This is a genomic window from Pseudomonas sp. NPDC078416 (assembly GCF_050268485.1).
GTDB lineage: Bacteria > Pseudomonadota > Gammaproteobacteria > Pseudomonadales > Pseudomonadaceae > Aquipseudomonas.
Map to the genome: position 1 here is coordinate 109,037 of NZ_JBNNGV010000003.1, position 25,205 is coordinate 134,241.

The 25,205-nt window shown below is 62.9% G+C and carries 22 protein-coding genes; 5 read left to right on the forward strand and 17 right to left on the reverse strand.

Features of this window, described 5'->3' with window-relative positions; translation table 11 throughout:
* Positions 1–48: 48 nt before the first annotated feature.
* The 12 genes from ACQKEN_RS06025 to gspE all read right to left on the reverse strand — a co-directional run bounded on the left by ACQKEN_RS06025 (position 49) and on the right by gspE (position 12,714).
* Positions 49–2,421, reverse strand: a complete 2,373-nt coding sequence (locus ACQKEN_RS06025) for a membrane-bound PQQ-dependent dehydrogenase, glucose/quinate/shikimate family (protein WP_427684389.1) — start codon at positions 2,419–2,421, stop codon at positions 49–51.
* A gap of 149 nt (positions 2,422–2,570) precedes the next feature.
* Positions 2,571–4,925, reverse strand: a complete 2,355-nt coding sequence (gene gspD / locus ACQKEN_RS06030) for a type II secretion system secretin GspD (RefSeq protein WP_427684390.1) — start codon at positions 4,923–4,925, stop codon at positions 2,571–2,573.
* On the reverse strand, positions 4,909–5,445 hold the full coding sequence (locus ACQKEN_RS06035; protein ID WP_427684392.1) for a hypothetical protein: 537 nt from the start codon (positions 5,443–5,445) through the stop codon (positions 4,909–4,911). Before ACQKEN_RS06035 ends, gspD begins: the two co-directional genes overlap by 17 nt.
* Entirely contained in the window at positions 5,442–6,095 is a 654-nt protein-coding gene (gene gspM / locus ACQKEN_RS06040) for a type II secretion system protein GspM (protein WP_427684393.1), read from the reverse strand. The genes ACQKEN_RS06035 and gspM overlap by 4 nt, the downstream gene beginning before the upstream one ends.
* Entirely contained in the window at positions 6,070–7,125 is a 1,056-nt protein-coding gene (locus tag ACQKEN_RS06045) for a type II secretion system protein GspL (protein ID WP_427684395.1), read from the reverse strand. Before ACQKEN_RS06045 ends, gspM begins: the two co-directional genes overlap by 26 nt.
* Positions 7,122–7,844: a general secretion pathway protein GspK gene (locus ACQKEN_RS06050; RefSeq protein WP_427684397.1), complete on the reverse strand. Its 723-nt coding sequence runs from the start codon at positions 7,842–7,844 to the stop codon at positions 7,122–7,124. The genes ACQKEN_RS06045 and ACQKEN_RS06050 overlap by 4 nt, the downstream gene beginning before the upstream one ends.
* The gene (locus ACQKEN_RS06055) at positions 7,841–8,485 is read right to left on the reverse strand and encodes a prepilin-type N-terminal cleavage/methylation domain-containing protein (protein ID WP_427684398.1); all 645 of its coding nucleotides are present in this window, start codon (positions 8,483–8,485) and stop codon (positions 7,841–7,843) included. Before ACQKEN_RS06055 ends, ACQKEN_RS06050 begins: the two co-directional genes overlap by 4 nt.
* Positions 8,482–8,862: a type II secretion system protein gene (locus ACQKEN_RS06060; RefSeq protein ID WP_427684400.1), complete on the reverse strand. Its 381-nt coding sequence runs from the start codon at positions 8,860–8,862 to the stop codon at positions 8,482–8,484. Before ACQKEN_RS06060 ends, ACQKEN_RS06055 begins: the two co-directional genes overlap by 4 nt.
* Entirely contained in the window at positions 8,859–9,308 is a 450-nt protein-coding gene (locus tag ACQKEN_RS06065; protein WP_427684402.1) for a pilus assembly FimT family protein, read from the reverse strand. Before ACQKEN_RS06065 ends, ACQKEN_RS06060 begins: the two co-directional genes overlap by 4 nt.
* Positions 9,309–9,317: 9 nt before the next feature.
* Positions 9,318–9,746 (reverse strand): type II secretion system major pseudopilin GspG, encoded by a 429-nt coding sequence (gene gspG, locus ACQKEN_RS06070; protein ID WP_133775164.1) that lies wholly within the window; start codon positions 9,744–9,746, stop codon positions 9,318–9,320.
* 33 nt (positions 9,747–9,779) lie between these two features.
* On the reverse strand, positions 9,780–10,994 hold the full coding sequence (gspF, locus tag ACQKEN_RS06075) for a type II secretion system inner membrane protein GspF (protein WP_427684404.1): 1,215 nt from the start codon (positions 10,992–10,994) through the stop codon (positions 9,780–9,782).
* Between the two features lies 1 nt (position 10,995).
* Complete coding sequence (gene gspE, locus ACQKEN_RS06080) at positions 10,996–12,714, reverse strand: type II secretion system ATPase GspE (RefSeq protein WP_427684406.1); 1,719 nt, start codon at positions 12,712–12,714, stop codon at positions 10,996–10,998.
* 618 nt (positions 12,715–13,332) lie between these two features.
* On the opposite strand from gspE, the gene ACQKEN_RS06085 reads away from it, so the two are divergent.
* Both ACQKEN_RS06085 and ACQKEN_RS06090 read left to right on the forward strand, forming a co-directional pair.
* On the forward strand, positions 13,333–13,584 hold the full coding sequence (locus tag ACQKEN_RS06085; protein ID WP_427684408.1) for a hypothetical protein: 252 nt from the start codon (positions 13,333–13,335) through the stop codon (positions 13,582–13,584).
* 71 nt (positions 13,585–13,655) lie between these two features.
* The gene (locus ACQKEN_RS06090; protein WP_427684586.1) at positions 13,656–16,325 is read left to right on the forward strand and encodes a glycoside hydrolase family 3 protein; all 2,670 of its coding nucleotides are present in this window, start codon (positions 13,656–13,658) and stop codon (positions 16,323–16,325) included.
* A 16-nt stretch (positions 16,326–16,341) separates the two neighbouring features.
* Here the strand turns inward: ACQKEN_RS06090 and ACQKEN_RS06095 are convergent, their stop codons facing one another.
* The 4 genes from ACQKEN_RS06095 to ACQKEN_RS06110 form a co-directional block, all read right to left on the reverse strand.
* The gene (locus ACQKEN_RS06095) at positions 16,342–16,992 is read right to left on the reverse strand and encodes a TetR/AcrR family transcriptional regulator (protein WP_427684409.1); all 651 of its coding nucleotides are present in this window, start codon (positions 16,990–16,992) and stop codon (positions 16,342–16,344) included.
* A gap of 55 nt (positions 16,993–17,047) precedes the next feature.
* Positions 17,048–18,403: an MATE family efflux transporter gene (locus ACQKEN_RS06100; RefSeq protein ID WP_427684411.1), complete on the reverse strand. Its 1,356-nt coding sequence runs from the start codon at positions 18,401–18,403 to the stop codon at positions 17,048–17,050.
* A gap of 79 nt (positions 18,404–18,482) precedes the next feature.
* Positions 18,483–21,068 carry a bifunctional diguanylate cyclase/phosphodiesterase gene (locus ACQKEN_RS06105; protein ID WP_427684413.1) on the reverse strand — a complete coding sequence of 862 codons (2,586 nt, stop codon included), beginning with the start codon at positions 21,066–21,068 and terminating at the stop codon, positions 18,483–18,485.
* Positions 21,069–21,100: 32 nt separating this feature from the next.
* Positions 21,101–22,108, reverse strand: coding sequence for a DNA-binding protein (locus ACQKEN_RS06110; protein WP_427684415.1), 1,008 nt, complete (start codon positions 22,106–22,108; stop codon positions 21,101–21,103).
* A gap of 180 nt (positions 22,109–22,288) precedes the next feature.
* Here ACQKEN_RS06110 and ACQKEN_RS06115 point away from each other — a divergent pair, with 180 nt between their 5' ends.
* The 3 genes from ACQKEN_RS06115 to ACQKEN_RS06125 all read left to right on the forward strand — a co-directional run bounded on the left by ACQKEN_RS06115 (position 22,289) and on the right by ACQKEN_RS06125 (position 24,930).
* Entirely contained in the window at positions 22,289–23,254 is a 966-nt protein-coding gene (locus tag ACQKEN_RS06115) for a tyrosine-type recombinase/integrase (RefSeq protein WP_427684417.1), read from the forward strand.
* A 203-nt stretch (positions 23,255–23,457) separates the two neighbouring features.
* Positions 23,458–23,826, forward strand: coding sequence for a histone-like nucleoid-structuring protein, MvaT/MvaU family (locus ACQKEN_RS06120; RefSeq protein ID WP_065990779.1), 369 nt, complete (start codon positions 23,458–23,460; stop codon positions 23,824–23,826).
* Positions 23,827–24,060: 234 nt separating this feature from the next.
* Complete coding sequence (locus tag ACQKEN_RS06125) at positions 24,061–24,930, forward strand: alpha/beta fold hydrolase (RefSeq protein ID WP_427684418.1); 870 nt, start codon at positions 24,061–24,063, stop codon at positions 24,928–24,930.
* A gap of 33 nt (positions 24,931–24,963) precedes the next feature.
* Here ACQKEN_RS06125 and ACQKEN_RS06130 read toward each other — a convergent pair whose 3' ends face one another.
* Positions 24,964–25,137 carry a hypothetical protein gene (locus tag ACQKEN_RS06130; protein WP_427684420.1) on the reverse strand — a complete coding sequence of 58 codons (174 nt, stop codon included), beginning with the start codon at positions 25,135–25,137 and terminating at the stop codon, positions 24,964–24,966.
* Between the last annotated feature and the right edge of the window lie 68 nt (positions 25,138–25,205).

Consider the following 25,205-nt stretch of genomic DNA (forward strand, 5'->3'; position numbering starts at 1 on the left):
AAGGCCGTGACGCACAACGGCGTCATGGCCTTTTTACACGTCAGCCCGTCAATCCAGGCGGAATGCGATCACGCTGTCGCCCAGCGTAGTGCCGAGCGAGCCATGCCCGCCGGCCGAGATGACGACGTACTGCTTGCCGTCGCTGCCCAGGTAGGTCGAAGGCGTCGCCTGGCCGCCCGCCGGCAGCTCCTTCTCCCAGAGCACGTCACCGGTGTTGATGTCGTACGCGCGGATGAAGTTGTCCGCCGTCGCGCCATGGAACACCACGCCGCCCGCCGTCACCAGCGGGCCGCCGTGGGCGACCATGCCCATCGGGAAGCCGATCGGGAAGCGACCCGGGAGGAAGCTGGTCTTGAGGTTTTGGGTGGTGCCGGTGCGGCGCATCCACTCGGTTTTGCCGGTGGTCAGGTCAACGCCGACCATGCGGCCCCAGGGCGGCGCAATGCACGGCACGCCCAACGCCGAGGCGAACTGTTTGATCCGAATCGCGTACTCGCCGTTGAAGTTCTCGTTCCAGTACGGCGTGCCGTCCTGGGTGAACAGCCGCTTCTCGGCGGTTTCCGGGGTGCGCTTGATCAGGTGGTAGGTGTAGGCCAGACGCACCGGTGCGGCGATGAGAATCTGCCGGTCCGGATCGACCGCCACCGAGCCCCAGTTGAACGCCCCGATGTTGCCCGGGAAAATCAGCGAGCCCTGCTCGGTGCTCGGTGTCCACGGGTTGCCGTCGTAGCGCAGCCGGTTGAAGGTCGTGCGGCAGGACATCTGATCAAAGGGCGTCAGGCCCCACATCGATTTTTCGCTCAGGGGTCCCGGGATGAAGTTGATCTTCGACACCGGCTGGGTCGGCGCGAAATGCTCGCCCGGTACGCCGCCTTCGGTCGACACCTTGACCTGATCAACCGGAATAATCGGTTCCCCGGTCAACCGGTTCAGGACGAAAATGTTGCCCACTTTTGTCGGCAACAGCAGCGCCGGTTGCTTGCTGCCTTCTTTACCCACGTCCATCAGGGTCGGCTGCGACGGGTTATCGCGGTCCCAGAGGTCGTTGTTCGACGACTGGAATTTCCATTTGAACGCACCGGTGTTCAGGTCCAGCGTCACCAGCGTGTCGCGGAATTTTTCCGTGTTGTTGTTCGGGTCGCGGTTGATGCCCAGCTCGTCTGGCGAGGCGTTGCCGAACGGCACAAACACCAGGCCGTTTTTCATGTCGGCGCTGAGGGTGCCCCACGCCACGGGTGTGTCCTGCGGGTAGGTTTGATCGGCCGCGATGGGCTGGGTCATGTCCGGATTGGCCGGGTCGAAGTTCCACACCAGCGTGCCGGTCACGGCGTCGTACGCGCGGATCACTCCCGACGGGTTGCCGTCGTTGTAGCCGTTGTCCATCACCGAACCGCCGACTATGACCCGATCACCGGCAATCAGCGGCGCGGCCGTCTGCATCAGCGCGTGGGGACGGATCTCGCCCATGTTGGCACTGAGATCGACCACCCCGTTGTTGCCGAAATCGCTGCACAGCTTGCCGGTGTCAGCGTCGAGGGCCACCAGCTTCGCGTCGGCTGTGGCGGTGATGATGCGCTTGGCGCACTGGATCGGCGATACAGCGGCGGCAGCGGTGGCGGCCGGCGCGTAGTAGCTAACGCCACGGCAGGTCTGATGCTGTTGCAGGTAAGAGCGGTTTTTCTCCGGTTCCCATTTCCAGTCCAGCTTGCCGGTTTCAGGGTTCAGGGCGTGCACTTCGTTGTGCGCGGTGCAGACGTAGACCCGGTTATTGACCTTCAGCGGCGTGGCTTCGAAGGTGTACTCGCCGGCGTCTTTTGCGGCATCGCGCAGATCGCCGGTGTGGTATTCCCAAGCCACCGAGAGCTTCTTCACGTTGCCCGCATTGATCTGGTCGAGGCTGGAGAAACGCTGACCGTTGTTCGTGCCGCCGTAGGCCACCCAGCCATTGCCGGCTTCGCCCGTGCTGCGCGCTGCCTGCGGGGTGTCGATCTTGCCCGCCACCGGGTACGGGTCGTAGAACATCACCGCCAGCACGATCAGCATCATCACGCCGACGGTGCCACCCAGAAGCGGGTGGAAGCGGCGCGTGTCGCCCGGGTTCTGCGCCTTGTACAGCGGACGCACCACCCACGGCAGCGCCAGCCACAGACCCAGCAGCGCGAACAGATCGCCGCGCGGAATCCACTGCCATTTGTCGAAGCCGACCTCGTAGACGATCCAGATCAGAATCCCCCACATCAGCAGCGCATACACCGTCAGCGCCGCTTTCCTCTTCAGGATCAGCAGCACCGCCGAGGCCAATACCGCGAGGGCGATCATCGAGTACGCCGCCGAGCCGCCGGCGGCCACCAGTTGCGCACCCATGTACAACAGGGCAATGGCGAAAATCGCCATCACCACCCCAGTCACTCTCAAGATCATTGTTGGTTTTCCGTGTTGGGGCCGGTGATGGCTCCGTGTGGGAAGTGCGCGAAAGCGGGAGGTCCGAGCCGCCCGTTCGCACGCGTTCACGCCCATCTTAGCGTCCACACCCCGCGCCCCGGAAAACTTTGTTACAGCTGCTCAAGCGTCTAGCGCAGGGTTTGTGGCGCGCTGGCGCCGTTCAACAACTGCATCTGCTGACGATAATCGTCGGTGACCTGGCGTGCCTGGCTGCTGCTGTTGATGACCCGCGGCGTGATCAGCACCAGCAACTCGGTGCGATCCTTTGACTTGCTGCGATTGCCGAACAGCCAGCCCAATCCGGGCACCCGGCCCAGATACGGCACGGCGCTGACGCTCTCGCTGTTGTCCTGCTTGATCAGCCCGCCGAGCAATACGGTCTGCCCGCTTTGCGCAGCCACCTGGGTCGACACCGAGCGCGTCGAGATGCGCGGGTTGCCGTTCACCGTCACGGTGTCGTCGGCATCGCTGACCTGCTGCTGAATGTCCATGTACACCAGGCCGCCCGGGTTGATTCGCGGCACGACGTTAAGGATCACGCCGGTCTGCAAGTACTCGACGCTGCTCAGGGTGGTGTCCGAGGTGCCGGTATTGACCGTGGTCTGGCTGATGGGGATGTTGTCGCCGACCTGGATCTGCGCGCTTTCGTTGTTCATCACCACCAGCGACGGCGCCGACAGCACCTGGGTGCGGCCGTTGGTTTCCAGCGCGTGAATCGCCACTTGCAGGTTAGTGCTGACAAAGGAATAGAACAGCGAATCGGTCGAGCCCAGCCCGGCCCCGCCTCCCCCCAGCGCACCCTGACTGCCGGCGGTGTTGGTGACGGTGGTGCTGGTGGAATTGCCGGCCAGGCGTCCGAGGTACCACTGAACGCCCTGATCCAGCTCGCCGGTCAGCTTGACCTCGAGGATCCGCGTTTCGATCTGCACTTGCAGCGGCGCATTGTCCAGACGTTTGATCGCCGCCTCGATCTCTTTCCACTGCGCAGGCCGCGTGCGCACCAGCAACTGGTTGCTGCTTTTCTGCGCCGAGATGCGGGTGGCCGAGTCCAGCCCTTTCTGCCCGTTGCCCGAGGTGGCAGCGCCGGATGTCGAACTGTCGTCGGAACCGCTATCGCTGCGGGTGTCCGCGTCTTGCTCCTGCTCGTCGTCCGAGGTCGCCGTGTTCTGAGTCCCGCTCTGGGACAGGCCGCCTTGGCCGCTACTGTTGAGACCCGTAGCGGAACTCATCCCCGTGCCCGAGCCGAGACCGCCCGATGTGCCGCCAGACGTGCCCCCGGTCAACGACGACATAGAGCGCGTGCGCAACCCCGGCGCCACCTTGGCAGCGCTTTCCTCTTGTACCGCGCCCGTGCCGTAGATCTGCTTGAGGTATTTCGCCAGGTCGGTGGCCTTCATGTTGCGCACGTCGTAGACGTACAGCTGCGGCTCGTTGCCGCCGCCTTCGTCGATGGTGCGAATCCAGGTGCCCACTTCGTTCAGGTATTCGGGCTGGGACGAGAACGCCACGACCGAGTTGGTCCGCTCGATGGGCAGGAACCTCACCATCCCCGCCAACGGCATGCCGCTGTCCGGCCCGAACAGCTTTTGCAGCTCCGGCATCAGCTCGCTGACCGAGGCGCGTTGCAGACCGAACACGCCCACCGACATGCCCTTCAGCCAGTCGACGTCGAAGGTATCGATGGTCTGCTGATAGTTCGCCAGCTCTTCAGTGGTGCCCGCCAGGCTCAGCACATTGCGGGCCGGGTCCACCAGCAGGAACGCGTTCTCCCGGGCAAACGGCTTGAGCAGTTTCTGCATTTCCGTGGCGGAGATGTAGCGCAGCGGGAACAGCCGCGCCGACAACCCGGCAGACGGTTGGGCCACGGCCATCTCCGGCACCAGTTTGCCGGCAATCGCCTGGCTGGCCGGAAGGATGACGTAGCGATTGCCCTGACGAATCATTGCGTTGTCGGTCCACGACAGCAGGGTCTCAAGAATCGACAGCGCCTGCTGCGGGTTGACCGGCCGGGACGTGGAGAAACTCACTTCGCCCTTCACCCCTTGGGCGATGGTGTAGCTCTCGTGAAGCATGTCGCCGAGGATGCTGTTGACCACCGCTTCGATGGGCTGGTTGGCGAAGTTGAAGACGATGTCGCCTTCCGCCGCCTGGGGCGTGGCGGTTGCCGGCGCCGGTGTTTTCACGAAGCGCTGGGTGCCCCTGATGATCTGCCGGGTGCCGGTAGTCGCCGTCGAGCCGTCCGCAGCACTGGCTTGTGCCTGAACCGGCATTGGCTCGCTGCGTGGGTCGATCGGCCGACGTTGGTTTCCGGTTCCGTCCAGCGCCTCGCGGAGCATGCCGCTGTCCGGCTCAAGGGTCGTCGGCGCGGTGGTGCAGCCACTCAAGGCGACGGCCGCCGCCAGGCACAGCAAGGGCGAGCGAAGCGTCGCGACGGGTTTGGTGCTGCGGGCACGGCGCAGGGAACGATTACGGGGCAGGTTCATGGAGGTCTTCACGGGAAAGGGAAAGCGGTGGTGAGGTCGACGGCGCAGGCAATCGCAGGCGCCGGACAGTGAGGGTTTCGGTGCGCTCGTCGAGGCCAAACGTGGCACTCGTCGGGCTGATCGCGCGCAGGGTCCAGCCGTTGGGCAACGGCCCGTTGAGGCGGACTTTCAGCGCCGGGCCGGTGGTCGGTTTGATGAATGCCAGCTGCACCGTGCCGTCGAGCAGCACGCCGGTCAGGGTCAGCCCGCTCAGACTGGATGCTGCCTGATTGGCTGGCTGTTGCGGGTCCGGGCGGCGGTCGACGCTGAACAGCGGGGTCTGCCAGGCGTTGGCCAGACCGGGCAATTCCACGGGCGCTAACACCGGCGTTTTTGCCGCGACGGCCGGGCGATGATTCGCTTCGGCAGGCAGCCAGTCCGCGGACTGCCAGGTGCCGTTGAGCACCAGGGCAATCAGCACCAGCAGGACAAGGGCGACGGCCATCAGCGCGCCCTCGGCCGTTATCGGGGAACGCATCATGGGGCGGCCTCGGCTGAGTCGGGTTGATCGGCAGTTGCCTTGAGCGCAACCGGCTGCAAATAGCCGCGAATCAGCAGTTGCACAGTCAGTCGCCCTGCCCCGCCTTCGCCAGGCGCATTGCTGGCGCGACGCACGCTCATGTGCTCGATGAACAGCAATGGCCGCTGATATTCCAGCCCATGCAATACCGCCATGAGCGGCTCGATGGCGCATTCCAGCGTGACGCTGACCTTGACCTGGCGAAATGGCTCGCTGCCGTCCTGCTCCGGGGTAATGGGCATCCGTTGAGTGAGCGTGCAGCCGGCGCTGTTCGCGCCCTGGGCCGTGATGACGTCCGCGACGTGCTGCATGAGATCGGCGGCGACTGCGCTCGGGTCTTCGCCGGTCAATAAGCTCCCGCTGCTGGCCGGGTCCTGCGCGGCGGTTTCCAGCGCTGCGTTCAGGCTTTCGCGCTGTTGCACAAGGCCAGCGTAGCGCTGCTGTTGGGACCTGAGCTGCTCGGCCTCTTCGCCCATGTCCCGCAGCGGGCCGGCGAACCAGCTGTCAATGAGCAGCCAGTAGACTGCGCCCATCACCAGGGCGAGGACGATCAATGCAACGCCGCGACGCTCACGGGGCGTCAATTCACGGGGTGTCAGCGTTCGGCGCATCGGCGGCCTCCTGATGCAAGCGTGCGTGTAAGGAAAAGCGCTCTTTGCCGCTGTCGGCGTCGGGCTGGATGACGCCCTGAAACTGAGGGTTTTCCAGGCTGGGGCAGTCTTTCAAATGGCTGATCAGCGCACTGGCGCGCACGCTCTTGCCGGAAAACGACACGTCGTCAGCGTCGATTTCCAGTTGCTCCAGCCAGGTGTCGTCGGGCAGGCAGGCGGTCAATTCACTCATCAGCGCAGCCATGGTCGGGCGCGCGGCCTTGTGCCGGGTCAGGTAATCGGCGGCGCCGAGGGTGTTGGTCAGTTGCTGACGAAGCTGCTGAACCTGGGCCGCCTGGCCTTTCAGCGACTGCACCGTCGCGCGCATGCCTTCCAGGCGTTGCTGACGATCGTGCAACCACACGCCCATCAGCGTGACGAGCAGCACGGCGCAAAAGCCGACAAGCACACGACGCTGCTCCACGCCCCCGCGGTGGTTTACCGGTCGCGCGGACTCGGGCAGCAGATCGATCCCCAGCGGCGTGCCGTCCTCTGAGCAGACGTCCACCCGTTGCGGCGTCAGGCCTTGGGCGGCGCACTCCGCCAGAATCGCCTGCATGCGCTCGCGGAGAATGGCGATCAGGGTGATCTGCAACCCGCCCGCGCTGCGGCCGTCCTGGCGCACGACATAGAGCAATTGATCGCGGGGATACGGCGTGTATTTGTCCAGTTCATAGCCAACCACAGCAGCGAGATCCCGCGCGGCCGCTGTCGGCAATTGCAGGCGATGGATCATCACCACAGCGGTCGGCAGCATCAGCACTTGGCGGGCGCTGGCCTGGATTTCAGACGTGGGCGTCACGATCGGCCAGCGATGGGACTGCACGGTTATCTGGGGCCTGAGCCGATGACGCCACCGCGCCGGCACGCAACCGCGCAATTCGGCCAGCCAGCGCTGCCAGACACCTTGCGCCACGCTGCCCTGCCAGCGCCGTTCAACATTAGCCAGGTACGCCTGAAGCGGCGCAGGGACTGATAGGAGTGAATTCATTCTTGCCAACGCAGCACCCGATACGGGTGAGCGTTACCCTCCGATGGGGACAGTAGAACGGTGGTCTGAAACCGGGCGATGACGCCATCCGGCAGTTGTGCCTGGCTGTCGATGCTCAGCACGCTGCCGGGGTCGGTGCCCGTGGCTGTCTGTTGCGGCAGGTTCAAGGCGGTTCGCAGCAATGGCGAGGCGAATGCAGCGTCCGGCCGCGCCAGCCCGCTCCACAGCGTCACTTCCGGCGCCATGCGCTGGTACAGGCGTTGGGTCATGCCCGGGACCTGACGCAGTTCTTCGATAACCCGCAACGGCGCGGCGCGGCCATCGCGACGTGCCTCTAAGGCACGGCCCAGTCGGGTCGCCTCGTCGCGATCGGCGCCGCAGGCTTGAGCCACGCGGGTGATGTCCTCGTTGCTGGCCGCATTCAGATCGAGCTTGCCGCGCTCGCTGCTGACGCTGACCACCATCCGCGCGTCGTCGAATGCCAGCGGCACGGCGCGGCCGTCGGCGATCCAGCGCGGTCGGTGATTCGCGTCCAGCAACGCCTGCAACGCCAGGTTCATCCCGGCCTGGGCGGCCAGCAGCGCCTGGGTGTGCTGCCGCTGCCACAACGCCTGGCGCGTTTCGAGCTGTACCCAGCCGGCCAGACCGCCGAGCAACAGGCTCAGCGTCGCCACTGCCCAGAGCACCAGCAACAGGGCCACGCCGCGCTGCCGATTCATTGCGTGTCTCCCGCCGACGACGCAGCACCGGCAGACCCGCCCGACAGATCAAGGCGCAAGGCGATGATTTCGCTCGGCCAGGTCACCGGGCCGTCCATCTGCACCTCGACGCGCACGGCGCGGGGCAAACGGTTGGGCCACGGCCACTCGTCCAGCCAGCCGGTCGGCTCACCTTTTGGCGTTACGCCGCGATAGCGCAACGTCAAGTCCCTTACGCCGTGAAGCAACACCTGCGGGTCACCCCACGCGCGCAACACGTTGTCCTCAACCTGGGCGAAAGCGATCTGCAAACGACGGTCCGCTGCCGGGCCGGACACTTCCAGGGTGTGCAACTGAATGCCGCCCCCCAGGTTGCCCGGCAAGGTCGCGGCAAACTGCACGCGCTGCGCCGAGCCCACGAACAGCCCCGCACCGGAAGGGGCGTTTTCCGCCAAATCCAGCGGCAGCGCCTGGCTGATGGCCTGACGCAAAAAGCTTTGGGCAGCCCGCCGCTCATCCAGGCGTGAGGTGTAGTGATCGGCCTTGACCACCGCGCGGTTGGCACCCACCAGCGCGCCGCCGACCAGGGTCAGCAGCACCGCCAGCAGGCTCAGCACGATCATGATTTCCAGCAGGGTGAAGCCGCGTTGTTGATTGTTCACTGGGCGCCCGCCTTCGCTGGATTCACCAGCCGCAGCGTGCTGAAGTGTGCCTCACGCCGCCCTTGGCTGACCGTCAGCTCCATCCGCAACAGGCGTGGCTGGCCAGCGTTGGCAGGCAACGCCGAGACGCCCATGGCCCAACGGATGCCGCCGTCTGTCACGCCGCTGCTCTGCCCCGGCTGCAACACGCCGACGGCCTGATCATCGAGCACCGAACGCGCCGCCTGGCTGAGCCGGTCCGCGCGATCAACCTGCTGCAACGAGCGAGCGCTTTGCCCGAACGCCATCAGCAGCACGCCACTGCACAGGGCCATGACCACCAGTGCGGCGAGCATTTCCAGCAGCGTGAAACCGGCCTGACCGTTGCGAGCCTTCATGGCAAAGCACGGCTCTTGACGCTGCCGGTCAGCCAGCCAACGTCGATGCGCCAACGCCGATCGCCCTGGAACACCAGCAGATTGCCGCCGCTGGAACTGCCATCCGGGTAGAACGCGAACGCTGCGCCCCCGACCTCCCCTAGATCCGCGGCCGTGCTCAGCTGCACGCCGACCTCGGCGGGCCATTGTTGCGGCCGTTTGCCGGGGGCCTTGAAGGTGCGGCGGTCGAGATCGAATGAGGTCTCGCGAGTCTGGCCGCTGATGATCGCCGCGCTGCGGGTCGTTCGAAGGGCCTGAACCATTTGCCCAAGCAACTGGCGATCCGCGGCCTGCTGCAAACCCTTGTGCAAGCCGAACCCGACCACGCCGATGCCGATGCTCATCAAGACGATGACCACCAGCATCTCCAGCAGGGTAAAACCACGGCTTGGCCCAGGCGCGCTCATGCTCGCCGGTTACTCCCAGTTGCCCAGGTCAGCGTTGTAGCCTTCGCCGCCGGGCTGACCGTCCTGACCGTAAAAAATCAGGTCGAACGCGCCGTGCTGACCCGGGAAGCGATAGCCGAAGGCGTGACCGAACGGGTCCTTCAGGTCCGACGGTTTGGCGTACGGCCCGGCCCAGCCTGAAGCGTTGGCCGGCCTTTCGACCAGTTGCTGCAAGGTTTTCGGCGGCGAACCCAGGTCCAGGCCGTAGCTTTCGATCTTCATGCTCAGGCTCGCCAGTTGCGCCTTGCCGGCACCGTATTTGCCCTTGTCGACGTTGCCGCCGACCTGGCGCACGACGATGGTCGCGACAATGCCCAGCAGCACGATGACCGCGAGCATTTCCAGCAGGGTGAAGCCGCGCTGGCGGCGGGTTGCAGCGGTAAACGGCGTGCGGCGCATCGGTCTGGTTCTCGGATTGAAAGGGTTCGGGGTTCAAATATTGCTGGTCAGGCTCATCAGCGGCAGCATGATGGCCAGCATGATCACCGCCACCAGCACCGCCATGACCACGGTCAGCGTCGGCACCAGCGCGGCGAGCATGCGGTCGATGCCGCGTTTGGCCTCGACGTCGAACACGTCGGCCACCTTCAGCAACATGGTGTCCAGTTCGCCGGCCTGTTCGCCGACTTCGATCATTTGCAGGGCCAGGTCCGGCAGCAGCGGCTGCTCGCCGAACGCACTGGCCAGCGTGCCGCCGCCCTTCACCGACTCACTGGCCTGCTCGACCTGCTGCTGCAGCGCCCGATTGCTGCAAACCTGCCGGGCGATGACCAGCGCCTGCAACAACGCCACGCCATTGCTCAGCAACGTGCCCAGGGTGCGCGCCAGCCGCGCTGCTTCGATGCGCTGCAGCAACGGGCCAATCACGCGCATGCGCAACAGACGCCGGTCACGTCGCAAGCGCCGTTGTGGATCGCGGGCGCGCAGGGCGAGGATCCAGATCAGTGCAATGCTGCCAGCCAGCAGCATCAGCCCGTCGTCGCTGAGAAACTGCCCAAGCCAGAGAATCGCTTGGGTGATGAAGGGAATCGGCACGCCGAGGTCGCGGAAGATCGGCACGAATTGCGGCACGACGTACGCCAGCAGCAGCGCCAGTGAACCGAGCACGCCGACCACCAGAAACGCCGGGTAGATCAGCGCGTTGATCACCTCGCCGCGCAGCAACTGGCTGCGTTCCAGATACTCGCTGAGCTGGCGCAGGGTGTTTTCCAGCGCGCCGCCGGCTTCGCCAGCGCGGACCATGCTGATGTACAGCGGCGAAAACTGCCGGCCCTCTTCTTCCAGCGCTACAGAGAGTGGTTTGCCGGCCTTGACCTGTTCGCGAATGCGCTCGATCAGCGCGCGGGTCTGAATCTGATTCCGGGACCGGCCGGGTTGGCGCAGCAGAATGGTCAGAGAACGTTCCAGCGGTTGGCCGGCACCGAGCAGGGTCGCCAGTTGCTGGGTGAAGCTCATCAGCGCGGCGCCGTTCAGGGTGCCGCGACCGAGGGCCTGGCGCAGCCCGCCCAGGCTCGACGGATCGACCTGCAACACCATCAAGCCGCGCTTGTGCAGCAGGGCGATGGCCGTGTCGCGGTCGGCGGCGTCCAGCAGGCCATTGTGCTCAGCGCCCTGGGCGTCCAGCGCGCGGTATTTGAACGGCGTCATGTCATTCGCCTCGGGTCACGCGCAGGACTTCTTCCAGCGAAGTAATCCCCGCCACCGCCTGACGCAAGCCTTCCTCATGCAGGGTGCGCAACCCGGCACGGCGCGCGGCGTGCTCAAGGGTCGAGGCATCGGCGCGGCTCATCAGCAGGCTGCGCAGTTCTTCGTTCATCACCAGCAGTTCAGTGATTGCACTGCGACCGCGATAACCGCCACCGGGCGCCTCGCTGCGTGGCCTGTAAAGAAGAATCGGACGCTCGTCGGTGAAGCGCTCCAGTTCGTGTTCGTCGATCAGCGCCTGGGGTGCTTCGAAGGCTTCGCGGGTGAGCGGATCAAGGCGTCGCACCAGGCGCTGGGCGAGAATGCCGTTGACCGTCGAAGCAATCAGGTAGCTCTCGACGCCCATGTCCAGCAAGCGCGTGATACTCGCCGCCGCGCTGTTGGTGTGCAGCGTCGACAGCACGAGGTGGCCGGTCAGCGAGGATTGAATGGCGATGCGGCAGGTTTCCAGATCGCGCATTTCACCGATCATGATCACGTCCGGGTCCTGCCGCACGATGGAGCGCAGCGCGCCGGCGAAGTCCAGGCCAATGGCCGGCTTGACCTGAATCTGGTTGATTCCTTCGAGCTGGTATTCCACCGGGTCTTCGACGGTGATGATCTTGCGTTCGGCGGTGTTGAGCCGCGACAGCGCGGTGTACAGCGTGGTGGTCTTGCCCGAACCGGTCGGCCCGGTCACCAGCAGAATGCCGTGGGGCCGTTCGAGCACCGCCAGAAAGGCGTCGAGCCGCTCGCCGTCGAACCCGAGGCTGGGGAAATCAAAATTGATGGTCTGCCGGTCGAGTAGGCGCATCACCACCGATTCGCCAAAACTGGTGGGGACGGTGCTCACCCGCAGGTCCAGCTCCTTGCCCTGAATCCGCAGCATGATGCGGCCGTCCTGGGGCAAGCGCCGTTCGGCGATGTCGAGGCGCGCCATGATTTTCAGGCGGGAGATCACCGCGGCGGACGAGCTGGACGGCGGCGCTTCAGCTTCGTGGAGCACGCCGTCGATGCGGTAACGCACTTTCAACTGGCTCTCGAAGGGCTCGATGTGGATGTCCGAGGCCCGCTGCTCGACGGCGCGCTGCAGGATCAGGTTGACCAGCCGGATCACCGGTGCTTCCGAGGCCAGATCCTTCAGGTGTTCGATGTCTTCCGGCGAGCCGTTGTGATCATCAAGGGATTCAATAAGGGTGCCGATGGCACTGCGCCCCTGGCCGTAATAGCGCTCAATCAGGGTGTCGACGTCGTTACGCGAACCGATCGACAGCCATACCGGGACCTGACAGCAATAGCCAATGGCTTCGAAGGCGTAGCGCTCGCACGGGTTGGCCGAGACCACGTGCAGACCGTCTTCGCGCCACGCCAAAGGCACGACCTGGAAATGCCGCATGAAGCGCTCGGTCAGCGCCGGCAAGGGATCCAGCATGTCGGCCGCTTCGTCGAGGGCCAGCAGTGGCGTTTGCAGCAGCGCCGCCCAGGCCCGGGCCATCTCGGTTTCCGAGACCAACCCCAGCCGGGTCAGTAACGCCAGCAGCCCGGCGCCTTCGGACTCGGCCATCAAGCGCCGCGCCCGCTCCAGATCGAGCGTCTTAAGCCCGGCGTTCGCCGACAGCCAGGCGCAGACCTGCTCGGGGTCCGGAATCTGCAACTGTCTGGCGTCGAGCGGGTTTAGTGGCATGGTGATCGAAGGCCTGGGTGGATAACAGCGTGTGGCGTACCGATTAACTGACAAATAACTAACTGACACATAACCAGGACTGCTTATTTGCGGCCACGCGTTATAAGCCGCGGAGCATTCATCCAGCGGCTTTCAGTGAATATGTATTTTGAGTACTGTCGGGAGTTATCAACTCCCCCGCCGAATGCTATTAACCGCCAACGTTGGCGAATAGAAATGTCGACAACTAAGGCGGCTATGCAGTCGTCTGATTGTTCGAGGATTACTCAGCGCGGAGAGAGCTTACCAGCAAGCTAAACCTAATAGCAATTAGGTTTTCTACACCGCAAGGAAATTAACGTATATTAGTCGCAATGGGCAATTAATCGCTGATTAACCAAATTAATATGGTGATAAATTGCGCTTGAAGCCGGTTTTCTGTTTGGCTCGTAGCGGAACTCTGCCTTTTAACACCCTGTCGAAGGGGCCTTTCCGATCACCGCTCGTCTAATTAAAAAATAATCTTGCAAACGCTGAACTAATCAGTAGATTCCCCGGACTTAACGTTCGTCCTGTTCCCAGTTGGACGGGTTTGCGCGTTCACTTATTTTCCACACCCCATCAATCGAGAAACCATCGATGAATAGACCCATGCTGTCTGTTTGCAGCGTCTTGCTTTTCGGCGCCTGCAGTTTTGCTGCTGTTGCGGCGGACTCTACGTCCAGTCAAAACGCAACTTCTGCAGAAACCGTTCGCGCCCAGGTTGAAAAACAGCGCGACCAGCTTTCTGGCGTCGACAAGGTAGCCGTGCCGACCACCAAGACCTCCTCTGCGGTGCTTGATGCTCCCGTCGACACCGGTGATGCGCCGGTACTGGTGCAAAAGCCATGACCGACCGCCACGACATCACGAACTGCCACCCGCCCACGAGGACGTTGCCCTTGTCAGCTTTCAAACAGACCATGGCGTTGAGCCTGCTGGCCATCAGCGTCGCCCAGGCCACCCTCGTTCACGCCGCCACGCCGATGACCGGCAACGACGTTGAAGCCCGCGTTGGCGCGGTGCTGGACAACATGAACATCTCGGAGAAGATCAACTTCACCCGGGTTGACGACGGCCACATGATTCCTCGCCTGCCCAAGTGGGGCATGGAAGGCACCATCGCTTACGACTCCTCGATGGGCGTGCACGTCAACAACGCCACGTTCGGCGCGCAATACCCGGCGCAGTCTGCCCTGGCCGCGACCTGGAGCATCAACCGCGCGAAGGAATTCGGTCTGGCGATCGGTTACGAAACGCGGATCTCCGGCGGTCAGCAAATGCTCTCCCCGGGCGTCAACCTGTACCGCACACCGTTTGGCGGTCGCTCCGCCGAATACGTCAGCGGCGAAGACCCGTTCCTCGGCGCCGTCATGGGCCCGGCCATCGCCAACGGCATCCAGGCCCAGGGCATTCAGGCAGCGGGCAAGCATTTCCTGGCCAACGAGCAGGAAGCCAACCGTCACTACGTCAACATCAAGGCCGACGAGCGCACCTTGCGTGAGCTGTATCTGCCGGGTTTCGAATCGCTGGTGAAGAACGCCAACGTCGCCTCGATCATGTGTGGCTACAACAAGATCAACGGCGATTACGCCTGTGAAAACCATCATTTCCTGACCGAAGTGCTCAAGGGTGAATGGGGCTATCAAGGCAACGTTATGAGCGACTTCAACTCGGTGCAGGATGCGTTCAAAGGCGCCTGGGCCGGTACTGACATCGACATGCCGTCAGGCCTGCAATTCACCGAAGCCAAGCTGCTGCCTTACCTCTGGAGCGGTCAGCTGACCCAGAACGTCATCGACGACAAGGTCAAGCGCAACCTGCGCGCGCTGGTGAGCTACGGCTTCGACAAGCAACTGAACAAGGCGCAAACCCTTGATCACCCTGAATACGGCCAACGCGCAGCGCTGAACATGGCGCGGGAATCCATTGTCCTGCTGCGCAACGAGAAGACCTCGGCGGGCAAGCCCCTGCTGCCGCTGGCACGCGATGCGAAGATTGCTGTGATCGGCGACCTGGCCCTGCAGCCGCCGACTTCGCCATTCGGCACGCCTAACTCGCCGCCGAACACCTACGTCACCGAACTCAGCGGTCTGCAGCAGCTGGCTTCGAACGGCGCGAACGTCGAATACCTGCGAGAGATGAGCCTCAATCCCAAGGCGTCCGTCTGGTATCAGCCGAGCACCGGGCAGAACGGCATCAGCAACACGGGTGTGAAGGCCGAGTACTTCTCCAACACCGAGCTGGCCGGTTCTCCTGCCACGACCCGCGTCGAACCGGGCGTCAATCTGAGCTGGACCACCAACACCAACACCACCGATAGCGGCGTCACTGCGGTGTCTGGCTTCAACACCACGCCAGGCGCGTTCTCCGCACGCTTCACTTCGAAAATCAAGCCAACCATTTCCGGTGAGCAGGTCTTCAAAGTGCGTGCCGACGGTGCGTTCAAGGTTTGGGTCAACGACGAGCTGGTGCTGGAAAACGACGGCACCGAGAAGTCCTTCGACCTGATCAACGCACTGGTCACTTCCGGCAAAACCGCGAAGTTGCAAGCCGGAAAGGAATACACGGTCAAGCTGGAATACCGTCGCCTGCAAGGCAACTTCACGCCGGTACTGGGCGGCATGGCAGGTGTTCAGATGAGCTGGGCGTCGTTGCGTCCGCCGAAGGATCTCTCGAAGTACGATGCCGTGGTCATCGCCGCCGGTACCAATTTCGAGTACGAAGGCGAGTCCAACGACCACGACTACGCACTGCCCGAGTATCAGTCCGACCTGATCACCTACGCCACCAAGGCCAACCCCAACACCGTGGTGGTCTTGCACAGCGGCGGCGCGCTGGACATGCAGCCGTGGGCGAACAAGGTAGGCGCCAGCCTGCACGCCTGGTTCCCGGGTCAGCAAGGCGGTCAGGCCTTGGCCGAGATTCTGTACGGCAAGGTCAACCCGTCGGGCAAATTGCCGATCACCATCGACAAGAAGATCGAGGACAACCCGAGCTACCCGTCGTACTCCGATCCCAAGCAGTACCTGGGTGACAACGCGCTGACCGAAATGAACTACAGCGAAGGCATCTACCTGGGCTATCGCGGTTATGACAAGAAGCACGCCAAGCCGCTGTATCCGTTCGGCTATGGCCTGTCCTACACCACGTTCGACTACAGCGACCTGAAGCTGTCGACCAACGTGATGGCGCCGGGCAGCACGGTTGACGTGAAATTCACCGTCACCAACAGCGGCTCCCAGGCCGGTTTCGAGGTCGCGCAGCTGTACGTTCACCCTGCAAACCCTGCGGTTGACCGTCCTGAGAAGGAGTTGAAGGGCTTCACCAAGGTTTACCTGCAACCGGGCGAAAGCAAGACGGTGAGCATTCCGATCGATTCGCGCTCCCTGGCGTACTACGTCGAGAAGACCGACAGCTGGGATGTGGACGCCGGCAAGTTCAAGATCCTCGTAGGGCCTGATTCCGAAGACCTGCCGCTGGATCGCACCTTGATCACGCTCTTCCCGGAACACCTGACCACCCGCGACAGCAACCCGCTGCCGTCTCCACTGCGCAAAGCAGTACAGGTCAGCGCCGCACAGACCTACTAAGCCGCAGGATTCAAGCTCAGGGACGAGCTTGAATATCCGCCTTTAGCCGCTGTAGATAAACATCGAATACCGCCATCACATCGACTTCATCGGGTGCCCGCAGCCACTGGATCTGCAAGCCATCCATCACGGAAAAGATCTCCTGAGCCAACGCGCTCGTCTGAATGTCCTCACGAATCTCCTTCGCCTCAATCAGCGCTTTCAGGTGGCCCTGGGCGTGATGATGGGTGATGTGAAAGCGCTCCTTGTACCAATTGAACGCCGGATGCAGATTCGAAAGACTCTCCGTGTTCAGCACCATCGCCGCCTGGCACTCCGCAGCACTCTCCACACTGAAGCTCATGCTTTGCTTCAGAAAACGCACGAACCCCTCCAGCGTCATCTCCATGGTCAGTTCGCTGAACCGCGACACCACCCGCTGATCCCGGCGCTCCAGCAGCGCATTGAGCAGCGCTTCCTTGTTCGGAAAGTGATGCAGCAGGCCAACCGTGGTGATGCCGGCGAGCTGCGCGACGTCCTTCATTGACGCACTGGAGTAACCATTGCGGGCGAAGATCACTGTTGCCGCATCGAGCAAAGCGGCACGACGCATTTCCCCTTTCGGTGCACGCCGCCGTTTCGGCGATCCCGCGTCGGGCGAGTCATTCCCTGATTCGTCGTCTGTCATAAACCCTTGTCTCGTTGATTCGAATGAAGCCTGACCGAGCACGGCCACGGCCTGCTCAAGCAAGCGCCTGCGCATCGCTGCGGCGCTGAAAAAACCGCCGGGCCGTGAGGGAAGCGATTGTAATCGAAGTCACGGCAATCAATGCGTTACCCGTAAGCATGGCCGGGAACGCACCGGCCGCACCGAACAGGTGAATCCCGCCCAGCACGAACGGCACGGTCCCCAGCGTTGCCCGCAGCCAGGCGAACAGCGCCACCAGCCAGGGTCGGCCCAAGGTGACGAACATCGAGATCGCAACAAAATCCAGCCCGATCAGCGCCCACAGCCCGCCGCCGACGTGGCAGAACGCAAGAAAGATCGCCCGCCCGGTGCCTTCAAGTTCGTAGGTGTCAGCCAGCGGATTGGCCGCCAGGAGCAGCACGGCCCAGACCAGCAGGCCATAGATGATCACCAGTTTGCGGCTGAACACGATGGCTGAGGCGACGCGGGCGTGGCGATGGGCGCCGATGTTCTGCCCCAGCACCGGCGCGAGGGCGCTGGGCAGGGAAAAGAACACGCAGTAGGCAAACTGCATGACGCGGTCCATCACCGCCATGGCCGCCAGCGCCGACGTGCCATAGGCGCCGATCGACGAGACCAGATAGGTCAGGCCCACCGGCGTCGCCAGGTTGCCGACCATGGCGGGCAAGCCGACCTGCATGACCTTGCGTGTGTGCAGGCGCAGCAGTCGCCAACGGATGGAGAAAGGCATCGCCAGCCGCACCCGCAGCCAGTAAATGCCCAGACCCAGGGACACCAGCGCCGACAGCGCATAGGAAATTCCCGCGCCTTCAAGCCCGAGGCCAAAACCGAAGATGAACAAGGGGTCGGCCAGCGCCAGGGTCGCCGCACCTGACAGTACGACCCACAGGGCGCGGCGGCTGTCGCCGGCGGTTCGCAGGATCTGCGCCGCCATCTGCATGGCCGACTGCAGCACGCTGAACGGCAGGGTCAGCCAGATGAAAATTCGCGCGGCTTCGTAGGTGCTGGCGTCCGCGCCGAGCCAGCGAGTGAGCGGCACCAATAGCGCCAGTTGCAACGCCGCGGCAGCGCCGGACGCGAGGACCACCATCAGCATCAAGTGCGTCACCAGCCGCGAGGACGCCTTCGAGGCGCGATGGCCGATCCGCTCGGACAATACCGTGGCGGCGGCGATGATCAGCCCGCTGGAGACGGCACTGTTGAGGAAGATCAGCACCTTCGCCACCCCTGTCGCCGCGAGCAGCAACGGATCGTGAAGCATCGAGACGTAGAGCAGCGTGAAGATGTCCACCAGAAACACCGCCAGCAGGCTCAACGCACTGGTGCTCGACATCACCAACACGTGCCGGGCCACCGAGCCTTCGGTGAAAACAGCGCGCGGGTGATTCATGAACACTCCAGAAATAAACAGTGGCCGGGTGTGGCAGCAGGTGTGATGGAAAAAGCGCTGCCGGAACAGCGCGCGCACTTTATACGTTTGTGCCCACCGCCGCCGTATTTCTCGCCGCCAACAGCGCGTGAAAGTCCGAGGTGGTCAGCGGAAGACTCAAGAAATAGCCCTGACCCTCATCGCACTGCACTGACTTGAGCAATTGCAGATGCTCGGCGGTTTCGATGCCCTCGGCCGTAACCGTGAGTGACAGCGCCCGCCCCAGCCCGACGATGGCCTGCACGATGGAGCGATCACCTTCGCTTTCGCTGAGGCGGGTCAGGAAGCTGCGGTCGATCTTCAATCCGTCGAAGGGGAACGTGCGCAGGTAACTCAACGACGAATACCCGGTGCCGAAGTCGTCCATGGCGATGCGCACCCCCAACTGCTTCAGCGTCCGCATGACGTCCAGCGCGCCGACAGCATCTTCGATCACCACGCCTTCGGTGATTTCCAGTTCGACCCGCGACGGTTCGATGCCGGTGGCCTTGAGGGCCGCTTGAACACGCGCGGGCAAATTGCCGCGCTTGAATTCGGCAGGCGACAGGTTGATGGAGACGAACAGGTGTGTCGGCCAGCGCGCGGCTTCTCTGCACGCCTGGTTCATGACCCAGTCGCTGAGGGGGATGATCAGACCACTTTCTTCAGCGATGGGAATGAAGGTGTCCGGGGGAATCAGGCCGCGCTGGGGATGCTGCCAACGCACCAGCGCTTCGGCGCCGACCATTTGGCCGTCGGACAAACGAAAGCGCGGCTGGAAATGCAGGCGCAGCTCGTTGTGTTTGATCGCATAGCGCAGGTCACTCTCCAGCCGCCGGCGCTCGATGATTCTGGCGTTCATGTCGCCTGCGTAAAACCGCCAGGTGCCGCGACCGCTGGCCTTGGCCTCGTACAGCGCAATGTCGGCGTAGCGCAGCAGTTCGGCGGCCTCGCGCGCATCGGTGGGCGCCATGGCGATGCCAATGCTGGCGCTGACGAATATTTCCTGATCGTCAATCTGCACCGGGCGCTCGATGGACTCGATCAGCCGCCGGCACAACGCCTCGACTTCGTCCTGGTTCGGGGTGTCGCTGAGGATCAGCACGAATTCGTCGCCGCCTACCCGCGCGACCAGGTCGCCATGGCGCACGCAATCGGACAGACGACTGGATACGTCATTGAGTACGCGGTCGCCGGCGGCGTGGCCGAGCAGGTCATTCACCGGCTTGAAGCGGTCCAGATCGATGCTCAGCATCACCAGCGGCTGGTCGAGGGTGGGCAGCGCTTTCAGTTTGCCGTCCAGGAACTCCTGCAAGCGGACCCGGTTGGGCAGCCCGGTCAGGGCGTCGTGCTGGGAGAGAAACTCGATGCGCCGACGGGCTTCCACTTCTTCGGTGACATCGGTGGCCGTGCCACGGAATCCGCCTGCCGCCATCGAACGCGCGGAGAGGCGACTGATGCGCTCGCGACCGCAGGTCTCCAGGTAGCGGCACTGAATGGTGATGTCGGGGCGACGGTTGGGGATCGCCAGCCACTGCGACACCTGGCCAAGCTCGGTTTGCAGCAGGTCGTCCATCAAGGCACCGATCCACTGCCCGCGGTCCAGACCGGTCACGATTTCGAAGCGGTCAGAGAGGTAGGTGAAACGCCCTTCGCTGTCGATTTCCCAGACCCAGTCCGAGCTGGCTTCGACCACGTCGCGAAACCGCGCCTCGCTGGTGGCGAGCGCGCTTTCGCTTTTCTGCAGGGACGCATAACTGTCATCGAGGGAGCGCGCGGCGGCGGTGGTGCGACGCAGTATGGCCCAGGTCATCAGGCACACCAGCAGGGCGGCCAGACCGATCAGTGGCAGGCCGAGGGTCAGCAAACGCAGCCCCGGTTTGGGGGGCGTCCAGTGCAAGGCCCCGGCAGCACCGCCCTCGCCCAGTGGAAAGATTGATACCAGATCGCGCTCGTCGGGCGTGGCGACGTGCAGACCATCGACGCCGTACTCTTTGCCCAGGACGGCCAATTTGGCGTCGTCGAGCACGTCGACGAAGATCAGCACCGAGGGCACCCGGCCATCTGCGGTGACGCTTGGATCGGTGCCGGGGGTGATGGCGGCTGCGGCGACCAGCGCGGGTGTGCCGCTCAAGTCAATGAATGTTGTGATCGGGGTTTCTGTCTCGGCGCCTTTCCGGGCCCTGGCCAGCAGCAGGTCCCTGGCCTGCCCCAGCCACGGGTCGGCATCGACCTTTTCCAGTCGTCCTTCGACCACGGAATACACCGTGAGGCCGGCGTCATCGATGACAAACACCCCTTGGAATCCAAAATCGCTGTACAGCGTCGGCCCTATGTTCTGGCGAACGAACGCCCAATCAGGGTCAACCGTCAGATGCAGATAGCGGTAGGCATCGCCCCAGAACGCATAATCCCTGGCCGTAACGGTCAGCGTTTTTTGCAGGGAGCGCACCGCCTTTTCGGTGTAGAACGCGCTTTCAAGCTCTTCGTTGTGATCCAGGTCATGGGCGAGGAATGCCAACAGGTAAGCCGCCAGGAGAAAAACGCCTGCCAGCAGGAACACGAACTTGAACAGCGAGCCCCGCGCCAGGGCGACGGTCGTGGGGCTGGCGGGTTTGATGACGTCGGGGATGGGCTGATTTGACATGGCGTTCCGCAAGCTGAAGACCGGTAGGTCGCTTACGTCTCTATCGGCGGCGCTGTTGCAATGTTGAGCTGCACCTGAGCACGCAGGCTGTCGTTGTCTTCGCTCAACACAGCGACGCGCTGATTGGCTTGCGTCAGTTGCTCATGGGCCAATGCCACCGCTTTCGCCAGGGACTTGCTTTCCGCTTTTACAGCCGCCAGTTGCTCTTGCAACTGCTCACGGGCGCCATCGACTTTGGCGGTGGCCATCTGCGCGGTGCGAAGCTCTGTGGCGAGGCGCTGGGTCTGGTCTTGCTGATCTGCCAGCGCCCGGGCCTGCTGGCGCATCTCGCCCAGCAAGCGTTCGTTGTCGCGGTTCAGGCGCGTAGATTCATCCTGCTTGATGACCAGCGTCTCCTGCAGTTTTCGCTGCTCGAGCTGGATCTGCTGAAGCTGGGCTTCGTGGCGACGCTGATCCTGCTCGCGCTGCTCCTTGATGGCCTCACGGTAATGCTCCAGCGCCGCGCGGGCGTGCACATGCTTTTCTTCGAGGGACTGGATTTGCAGGTCCTTGTCCTGCACGCGCAGCTCAAGGTCCTGGCACTGCTGGCTCAAACCGGCATTGCGCGTCAGTTCCGACTGCCACGAGGAGTGGGTGGTTTGCAGCCTGGCGCTCTGTTCGGTGAGCGCGGCGTGCTGGGATTCGCACTGGTGCCGGGCTGATTTCAGCTCCGACTCAAGGGCTTCCACCCGAGCTTCCCAGGCTTCCCGCTGGCGATCGAAGTCAGCTTGCGCCTGGGCGACGACCGCTGCGCCCTCCTCCGTCAGCCGATCAAGCAAACCCTCAACCAATGCCTTGAGCTCTTCACCCATGCGCTCCCGCGACGACGCTTCGGCCGGCGCCTGGGCGTCCAGCTCTTTCAGGTACCGGGCGATGGTGGTTTTCGAACCGGTATTGCCCAGTTCGACGCGCACCGCGTCGATGCTCGGGTAAGCGCCCTTGCTCAGCAACGCCTGTCGCGCGCGCTCTACCACCGCCTTGTTGATGCCTCCACGTGCCATGTCCGCTCCTACGATTTCGTACTGTGTTACGTAACACGTTATTACAGGCTACGTTAACAGCTAAAACCTTGTATGGAAATGTTTCTGCCAGCAGCCGATAATAGTGCTTTATCGCTTTTCAGACGGGTGAGCGGCCATCAAAGCCTGCAAAGCGCCTGTGTCACGTTGATTGAGGTAGGTATGGAGAAGGCAGATCGGTACCTGTCAGCAGGCACCCGCGCCAATACGCGCCGCAGCTACCGGGCCGCGATCGAGCATTTCGAAGTGGTCTGGGGAGGTTACTTGCCCACGACGGGCGACGGCATCGTGCGCTACCTCGCCGAGTACGCTGACAAGCACGCCATCAGTACGCTGAAGCAGCGTCTGGCAGCCCTGGCCCAGTGGCATGTGACCCAAGGGTTTCCGGACCCGACGAAAACGCCCACCGTGCGGCAACTGCTCAAGGGCATTCGCGTCGTCCACCCGGCGCAGGCCAAACAGGCGGCGCCGTTGCTCCTGCGTCATCTCGAGCAAGCCGTGGCGTGGCTGGAGAACGAAGCCAATGCCGCCTGGCAGCGCGGCGACCACAAGACATTGATGCGTCACCGACGCTCGATCGCTCTGGTGCTGATCGGCTTCTGGCGCGGGTTCCGTGGCGACGAGCTGGCAAGACTGGACATCGGCAACACCCAGGCACAGGCCGGCGAAGGCATCAGCTTTTATCTGCCATACACCAAAGGCGACCGCCAGCATGAGGGCGCCACGTTTCGCACGCCGGCGCTGAAGACGCTCTGCCCGGTCAACGCCTACATCAACTGGATCACTGTGGCCGGCCTGACCCACGGACCGGTGTTTCGCCGAATAGACCGCTGGGGCAACCTGTCCATGGAAGCCATCAACTCCCACAGCCTGGTGCCGATGTTGCGACGCATCTTTAAAGACGCCGGGTTGCCTGATGACCTGTACAGCAGTCACTCAATGCGCCGAGGATTTGCAACTTGGGCGTCCGGCAACGGTTGGGATATTAAAAGCCTGATGAATTACGTCGGCTGGAAAGACATTAAATCGGCGCTGCGTTATGTAGACCCGACCACCTCGTTTGGCGGCCTGGCATTGAAACCTGCGTTGAACCCGGCCCTACAGCCTGCGGCGCTGACCGAAACCTGACCGCCGCGCAAGTTTAAAGCGGCCGGCGTCGTATAAACGGTCAGCCTTGCCCGCAAGGCAGAAAAGTTTGCTGTTAGTACTGGCATCCATGCACCTACTCGCACTACAGTGTCCACGGTTACACCAGTAATCACCGTGCGCTCCAATGTTCGCCAGTGCTAACGCCGCACGTCAGTATCAACAAACCGAAACATGGAGTTCCAATGTCCAAACTTGCTGAATACCGCCAACTCGAACGTCACCTTGCCGATCAGCTCGCTGCCCTTGAGGCCATGAAAGGCGATAAAGGCCTGGAACAGGAAATCGAATTCGAAGGAAAATTGCGTACGTTGCTTGGCGAATACAATAAGAGCCTTAAAGATATTATTTCGATTCTGGATCACCCTACCGGATCCAAACAGGGCAAGAACGCCAGCGCCCCCGAGAAGACCACTCGCAAAGCCCGTGCCGTCAAAGTCTACAAAAACCCGCACACCGGTGAAGTCGTCGAAACCAAAGGCGGCAATCACAAAACCTTGAAAGAATGGAAAGCCGAACACGGTTCCGACACCGTCGAATCCTGGGTTTCCTGATCCGCCAGTCAATGGGGATGGGTCATTAAGCACCGCCCCATTGTCGACCTCCCGATGCACGCGCCCGCTGCGCTGCATCGGTGACTCGATCGATGTTCCCTTGCAGGGTTGCAATGGCCCGCACCGCATTTCAGTCTGTTAACAGCCCTACCGCCACACGTCAGGCCGGCATTTCTCAGGGCTTCGCTTCTCTTTGTCTGTCGGAGTCCTCCCGTGAAGAACATAGTTGCTGGCGTGCTGAATGTTTCCTATCGCGACGTGGGCCCGGCCGACGGCCCTGTTGTCGTATTGCTCCACGGATTTCCTTATGACATCCACGCCTATGACGACGTGTCGGCGCGACTTGTCCAGGCTGGCTGCCGTTGCATCGTGCCTTACCTGAGGGGGTACGGCCCTACCCGTTTTGTTGATTCAGCCACGCCCCGCTCGGGCGAACAGGCGGCACTCGGCGCTGACCTGCTGGCACTGCTGGATGCGTTGAATATTTCCCAAGCCATTCTCGCCGGTTACGACTGGGGCGGACGCGCCGCGTGTGTGGTGGCTGCGCTTTGGCCAGAGCGAGTGACAGGGCTGGTCAGTTGCGACCCTGGCTACAACGTTCAGGACATCACTGCTGCTAATACCCCGGCTTCGCCCGAAACGGAGCGACGCCTGTGGTACCAGTATTACCTTCACGGTGAGCGCGGTCGCGCGGGCCTTGCGGCCAATCGAGGTGAGTTTTGCCGTTTGCTCTGGAAGCTTTGGTCGCCGACGTGGCCATTCGAAGAGTCCACATTCGCTGACACGGCGCAGGCGTTCGAGAATCCTGACTTCGTCGACGTGGTCACGCACTCGTACCGCCATCGCTTCGGGCTGGTGGCGGGCGATCCCGCCTATGCCGTTATTCAGGAGCGGCTTGCGCATAAGCCATCGGTCACAGTGCCGACGGTCATTCTGGCGGGAGCGGACGATGGCGTCTCATCAAAACGCGATGGCAATGCGGCAGTGAGCGGCTTTGCAGGCCAGGTACGGCGGCAGGTGATAAAGGGCGTGGGCCACAACGTGCCGCAAGAGGCACCGACAGAGTTTGCCGACGCGATAATAAGCCTGCTCAACCACCACTAAACACCGGTAAACCCGGCTCGTGATCCAGGTTATTCAGGATTGCTCGGCGTTGCTCAGTTCAACGGCCGACTTCGCCGCTTCAACTTCATCTTCGAAATACAGTACGGCACCCTCATCGTTCTTGATTCGGAAGAGGACAGTTGCGCCCGACTGCCGATGTTCGAGGGGGATGTCTTCACCTTCCAGTCTGACGACGGCCACGGCCATTATGATTCTCCTGTGAGCAATACTGACGACCCACTGAGCGGCTTACTTTGAAACCTGCTCAATCGCTT